This window comes from uncultured Cyclobacterium sp., assembly GCF_963976465.1.
Taxonomy (GTDB): Bacteria; Bacteroidota; Bacteroidia; order Cytophagales; family Cyclobacteriaceae; genus Cyclobacterium.
In genome coordinates this window covers 1-6,943 of sequence record NZ_CAXBOC010000309.1, presented here as the reverse complement: position 1 = coordinate 6,943, position 6,943 = coordinate 1, and the positions used below count along the sequence as shown (strand labels likewise).

The window sequence follows — 6,943 nt, the reverse complement described above, 5'->3', positions numbered from 1 at the left end:
CACGGTTGAGTTCTTGTTCTTGGTATTGAATATTTCTCCTTCTTGTACGCTCAGCTCTCCAGTAGGGCGGAGGTGTCAATTGAAACATTTCCAGCTCATGGTCAGAAATATTATGATTAACCGAGCTATTGGATAATTTCCCATGTCTTTCCAGGTACCTGTTAGGGATTACTGTTTGTTGAAGATGAAGGGTGTTCTGGGTGAAAAACTTATTTCCCCAATCATCAAATGTTTGACCAAATTGTGCCGTACCACTTTCTTTTTCGAACAATTCTTTGTCCAATCGAAACCTGAAATCGGCTCCTCGGAGTTGCAAGGGGCCTTCTTCCGGCGCATCCTTATAGGTGACATCACTCCGTTGCCCATTGTTGGCAGCATAGATCCAGTTGTCTATACCCAATCGAAGATTGGTGATTTGGGCTTCAGAATTATTTTCAAAAAAGCCACTAAAAACAGATGTTTTGGCATCAGCTACTCCATCATTATCGGTATCCTTTAGATAGTATATATGGGGGGCTGCGGTTACTAAAAGCCCTCCTTTCCAGGGCATTAAATTGGTGGCATCAGCCAAGCCCTCTGCAAATACAGTTGAAGCATCCACCAGGCCATCACCATCAGTATCTTCTAACCTTTTGATGACACCCTTTCCTTTCCCCTCTTCAGGTTTATAAGGGTAGTCGGGCATTTCTACAGCATAGGCTATACCTTTTTCATCAAAAACCACATTTACCGGGTCTTGGATATGCGGTTCTGCAGCGAATAGTTTTACTTCAAAATTTTCATGAACATTAAAGGTTGCTATGCTTTCTTCTGGACTAAGTGCTTCAGCATATTTATCCTCTTTACAGGAGTAAAATCCCAGTATTAAGATTGAAAACAAAATATGGGTAACGTTACCTTTCATAATTAATTTTAGCTAATGGTTAACTGATTAATAAACTAATATCTAATATTTCTTGAAAGAAATGAAATTTTTCACATTTCAATTGAATAAGTGCCTTTATTTTTTATTTAAAAGGGGAATGAAAGGGATCATTTTTCAAATTCCAGTTTTTTTATTGGGGTATAACCAAAAAAGTTGTCTAAAAAAGCATAAGCCTCTTTTCTGATGTTTTCAGGGAAATCATGGTCGACATTTGGGTATTTGACCACTAAATTGTCGGGGTAGCCCAACCAATTGTAAACCGGCTGAATCTCAGCTATTCCGGCTTTAACACCTTTTACTGAAAAGTTGCTATCATTTAAAGGTGCATTGGTGAAAACTGGTCTTGGAGCTATGGATGCAATTATCTGCGTAAAGTCAAAAGGTAGTTGGGCTTCCGGTAATAGTTTTTTGATAGCCGGCATGTACCTGTCTTGTGCCCAGGGTCCTAATCTTCCTCCATAATTTTTTATTCCTGCTTCCCCAATATCGTAATAGTCAAAAGGTGTCCAACCACAACTTGTAACCACGGCTTTGATTCTTTGGTCATGGGCCGCTACGAATAAGGCATTGTGGCCTCCTAAGGAATGACCAATAACGCCAATACGGTCCGGATCTACCTGCTTCATATTGGTAAGCACATCAACAGATCGCATGTGATTCCATACTGCCAGTAAAGTACCGGATTCAAAACCGTCTTTAGAAAAATCATGATCTTTTTGTTCCCCGAAACTAGGGTAATCCGGAGCAATGACCACATAACCCCTCTGTGCCAATTCCTTGGCAAGCCCTCGGTTTTTCCGAGGTCCTTGATCATCAACTATTTTTTTACCTAAATCCCCTGTACTGTGGAGAACAAGCATGGCCGGTGCTTTTGCCTTAATGGTATGGGGAATATAAAGGAAGGCAGTCACTTCGTTACGCTCATCACTTGCAAAGGTAATGTGATGTTTGGTGTAGTTTTCAGCAACGGCAGAATCTCCGTAAATTAAATCAGGTTTTTCCAAGTGACCCCTTGGAGGAAGCGTACCCATGATTGAAGCCATTTTGCTTTTCCAAGAAGCCTTTTTAGCTTCCCATTGATCCAATGTGCGCAAAGGGTTTTTACTTTCGGATTCCAATACCATAGGACTCTTTGTTATATCATCCGGTATTTCTCTATGAAGCATTTTTTTTATGGCTCCCATTATGATGGGTTCTGCGGCCGCAGTTACCGGGCTGGTTCCCACTTCATAACCGCCCTGTGAATAGGCTGAAGAGGGGCCAATGTAGAAAGGTCCGTAATCTCCATAGGCGGCCATGGTTACAAACAGATCTTCTCTTTCGGCTTTTGCCGCCAACTGGTATTCAACAAAAAGTTCTCCTGGAAGGTGGAGTATTCTTACATCAGCGATAGTCAAACAGCTAATATCTATTTTTTTCCCAAGAGCTTGCCTTTTGTACCAGGCCAATTTTTGTACATTATTGGTAAGCCACCTTGCATTTTGCGTCCGCATTTCCTGGGCGATTTCCGGTAGGCTTTCTTTGGGGGATAGTAATATTGGCTCTTGTTGCCAATAGACATCATCACTAGTGATTTTTGTTTTAACGGTACTTTTCCAGGCAGCTTCCATTCCCTTAGCGAGCCTTTCCGCAAGGATTTTTCGGTTGATCTTTGCACCATCATTGTATTTCCCGGCGGTAACATTAGCCCCTGCGCCATTAAAGTGAACATGCATGGCATCGGGAACAGCCAATTGACGCATATACCTTGCTATTCCCGGAAAATCCGGATTAGCAATTTTGGTCAGGTAATAACTTTGCGGGTGAACGGCATAATAACTAAACACAGCCAGAGGCTCCTCTTCATTCCAGAAGCTTACCAAAGAAACTTCAGGATCAATTAAGCCTTCCGGAAAATCCCTGATTTTTTTGTCCTTTGTGGAAGAAGTTCTGGTATAGGCTACATGCCCATCGGCTCCTAAAATCCTCCTGTTTGAGGCTACTTTTTCTACAATTCCTTTACCTGTTCCTATATGTGTAATGGGTTGAGGGTTTTTCAACGCATTAATGATAGCCCTATCCAAATTATCTAGTAAAACCTTGTCAAAAGAACTTTCATAGGCCTTCGGATCCAAGCCAGCCTCTTTTAAAATCTTCTCTGCTCCCCAATCACTAATAGGCGCATCATGCTGGTGAAGTGTATGTACAGCTACCCGGGATGGTATAGTTGATGCTGCTTTGGCAAGTCGCGATTTAAAGGCATCCTGACTTTCATTGGCGATGCCAATCCAGTCTATGGCACAAATTACTATGGGTAAACCACTACCTGAAATGACCACTCCTTTTGCACGCAAGCCAAGATCGTCTTTTTTCTCTAAGGGGTCATAGGCCAGCAAGCTTCCAATTGGAGGGGTAGCATCTACATCAAATAGTGCCAAGGTAAGCCCTTTTTCTTGGGCGAAGCCTTTCAGTGGAAAGAGGTAAAGGATAGCTATAAATAGGTATAGGCTAAATTTGAAGAACTTCATAGTGGTTAAAATTAAGTTATATTAAGGTTTAATTCCTTTGATAGTCAGTCTATACTACATCTGCAAATGAGGGGCAATTAGACTCAGGAACTTCAATGGAGACATTCTCAAACCCAGAATCCTTTGTACCCTAGGTAAGTTAGGAAGTGCAATCCTTTTCAGAATAACAAATACAAATAAAAATGCAAAAATTCCTATCATGGATGTCTTCAGCGGTAAAATTCTTTCCTGATCGATGGTTTTTTAATTTTTAAAGAAAATAGGGTTAGATTAATAATATGGGAATAAATTTAGTTTAGAAATTAAAAATTGCGGTTATAGTGCGTGTTTAGGCAATAGATAATGCAATCTTTTCGAAATAGGATAGAATATTACGGTATTTCGGTGTAAGAAGTATCTTTTAGCTTTTCTTTCTTGGTGGCGAGTGGAATAATAATATATTTGTCCAAATTAAAATAAATCCAAATTCTTTTAACAGTCAGTATGGAACAATTATTTCTCTATTTGGTCCCTTTTTTGGGTATTCTAGGCCTTTTGATTATGGCCATAAAATCGGCCTGGGTTACAAAGCAACCTACAGGCGATGAAAAAATGGTAGAGTTGGCAGGGTATATAGCCAAAGGTGCCATGTCATTTCTAAAAGCAGAATGGAAGGTAATGGGCTATTTTGTGGTCATTGCTGCCATTATTCTGGGTTGGTCCGGCACATTGTTAGACAACTCCAGTCCTGTTATTGCTATAGCCTTCATAATAGGAGCGGTACTTTCTGCTTTTGCAGGTTACCTAGGAATGAAAATTGCCACTAAATCCAATGTTAGAACAACTGAAGCTGCCAAAACCAGCCTTGCTAAAGCGCTGAATGTTTCATTTACCGGAGGTACTGTAATGGGACTTGGGGTGGCAGGCTTAGCTGTATTGGGCATGGGAGGTCTGTTTATAATTTTTTACAATATGTTTGTAATCTCTACAGGCGGAGATGTGAATGGTCATGAAATGGAAACAGCACTTGAAGTGTTGGCAGGCTTTTCTTTAGGAGCCGAGTCCATTGCTCTTTTTGCCAGAGTAGGTGGAGGAATTTACACCAAAGCTGCAGATGTTGGAGCGGACCTGGTAGGTAAAGTGGAGGCCGGAATACCGGAAGATGATGTGCGTAACCCTGCTACTATAGCAGATAATGTAGGAGATAATGTAGGAGATGTAGCCGGGATGGGAGCAGACCTGTTTGGATCTTATGTAGCGACTATTTTAGCATCCATGGTTTTGGGTAGAGAGATTGTAAGTAATGATAATTTTGGTGGGATCGCTCCGGTGCTTTTGCCTTTGGTGATTGCTGGGTTAGGTCTGGTTTTTTCTATAGTAGGAACTTTATTTGTTAAAATAAAATCGGAGAATGGAAATGTACAAGCAGCATTAAATAAAGGCAACTGGCTTTCAATTTTACTTACTGTAGCAGCTTCTTTTTTCGTTATTGACTATATGTTGCCGGATGGTGATTTGGTAATGTCAAGGTTAAATTCCGCTTCCTTCACTAAAATGGGCGTGTTTGGAGCAGTTTTTATAGGTCTGATTGTAGGTGCCCTAATGAGTATCATTACAGAGTACTATACGGCAATGGGCAAAGGTCCCGTCAATTCAATCATTAAACAATCCTCTACGGGGCATGCCACCAATATCATCGGAGGTTTAGCTGTAGGCATGCAATCCACAGTACTTCCAATCTTAGTTTTGGCTGCGGGTATTTTTACTTCTTATATGTCCGCAGGCTTATACGGTGTAGCCATAGCTGCTGCAGGTATGATGGCTACCACAGCCATGCAATTGGCCATAGATGCCTTTGGACCAATTGCAGACAATGCTGGGGGGATTGCCGAAATGGCCGGTTTACCCAAAGAGGTAAGAGAAAGAACAGATATACTTGATGCTGTAGGAAATACCACAGCTGCTAGTGGAAAAGGATTTGCCATCGCTTCCGCAGCATTGACTGCTTTGGCATTGTTTGCAGCCTATGTAGGGATCTCAGGGATTACTACGATTGATATTTATAAGGCAGATGTGCTTTCGGGCTTATTTGTTGGGGCAATGATTCCCTTTATCTTTTCAGCCCTTGCAATTGCAGCAGTGGGGAGAGCAGCCATGGATATGGTGAATGAAGTAAGAAGGCAATTCAAGGAAATTCCAGGTATCATGCAATTTGAAACCAAGCCGGATTATGAGAAATGTGTAGAAATATCTACCAAAGCTTCCATTAGAGAAATGGTGGCCCCGGGAGCCATAGCACTTATTTCCCCTATTATTGTAGGCTTTCTTTTTGGCCATGAGGTACTGGGAGGGATGTTAGCCGGTGTAACCGTCTCTGGTGTTTTGATGGGAATTTTTCAAAACAATGCCGGTGGCGCTTGGGACAATGCCAAGAAATCATTCGAAAAAGGTGTAGAGATCGATGGTGAAATGTATTACAAAGGATCAGAGCCACACAAGGCTTCTGTAACAGGAGATACAGTAGGTGATCCATTTAAGGATACTTCAGGGCCATCTATGAATATCCTAATCAAATTGACATCCATCGTTTCCATAGTAATTGCGCCATATATTCCTTTGGATAGTCCGTTGGGTATTTCTGAAAATGTAAAATTGAAATCAGATACAGAAAGGATTGTTCAGGAAGAGTCTGTAAAACAACCTACAGCAGAATTGCTAAAGATTGATTAATAAAGGACTTGTTGGTCTCCATAATATATTATGGAGACCGTTTTTTTAAGCATTTTTCTCGCTGGATTTATCAGTTTGAGTTTTAATAACCCTCTCATATACCTTCTAAAAGATGTTTTGGGAAGCGATTGTACCTAGTGCCATTGTAAAAATACAAGGTATATTTATGTGGAAGTGGTTTTTTATTTTTTGCCTAAAAATGATATCCATAGGCTTGGATAAAAAGATAAAATCCAAAGGGAAAAGGCTTTGGTTAATAGTAGCTTAACTCAACCCTATTGAAATAAAAAAAATGGCGTACGAACTCTCATTGCCCCAGAAAACTGAGGTCCTAAGAGAAAACTATTTTCAATTTATTGGGCAACCTATAATTGATAGTTTCTTAAAAAGAGGTGGAACGATTTGTCTTGCCTGCAATGGTAGACCTGTGGAAGACCTTGTCTTTCTTTCTAGTCTTGGGCATATTGATTTTGGAGAAAAATATGTTCAAGAAGGTGTTCCAAAATTAAAAACCTTGAAAGCAAATCATCCTCAAATCATTAGGCAATATTTTGGAAAATTGCAAACAAATAAAATTAAGGCTGTGCTTCAAAATTTTGATACCATCGAGTCTGTATCATCAAAAAGGGAAATAGATTTTTTGGTGAAATATAAAGTACCTGATGGTATTCCTAAGGTGTTTTTTATGGAAGTAAATTTGGGAAAAGAGCCCCAAAAGAATGGTGTGTTTGAGCAGGAAGCAGAGGATTTGTTGATATATGCGCAAGATCAAAAAATTAATATTTCCGGCTTGATGACCATT

General features: G+C 40.3%; 3 protein-coding genes and 1 pseudogene. 2 read left to right on the top strand and 2 right to left on the bottom strand.

Annotated features, from left to right (window positions below; all coding sequences use genetic code 11):
* Both AAC037_RS16355 and AAC037_RS16350 read right to left on the bottom strand, forming a co-directional pair.
* Positions 1–904 (bottom strand): PVC-type heme-binding CxxCH protein (locus AAC037_RS16355; RefSeq protein ID WP_339904037.1); only part of this gene is annotated, 904 nt, incomplete at its 3' end.
* 128 nt (positions 905–1,032) lie between these two features.
* Positions 1,033–3,432, bottom strand: a complete 2,400-nt coding sequence (locus AAC037_RS16350) for an alpha/beta fold hydrolase (protein WP_339904036.1) — start codon at positions 3,430–3,432, stop codon at positions 1,033–1,035.
* Positions 3,433–3,915: 483 nt separating this feature from the next.
* On the opposite strand from AAC037_RS16350, the gene AAC037_RS16345 reads away from it, so the two are divergent.
* Positions 3,916–6,141, top strand: coding sequence for a sodium-translocating pyrophosphatase (locus tag AAC037_RS16345; RefSeq protein WP_339904035.1), 2,226 nt, complete (start codon positions 3,916–3,918; stop codon positions 6,139–6,141).
* A gap of 292 nt (positions 6,142–6,433) precedes the next feature.
* Positions 6,434–6,943 (top strand): annotated as a pseudogene (locus AAC037_RS16340) (hypothetical protein); the annotation flags it as partial.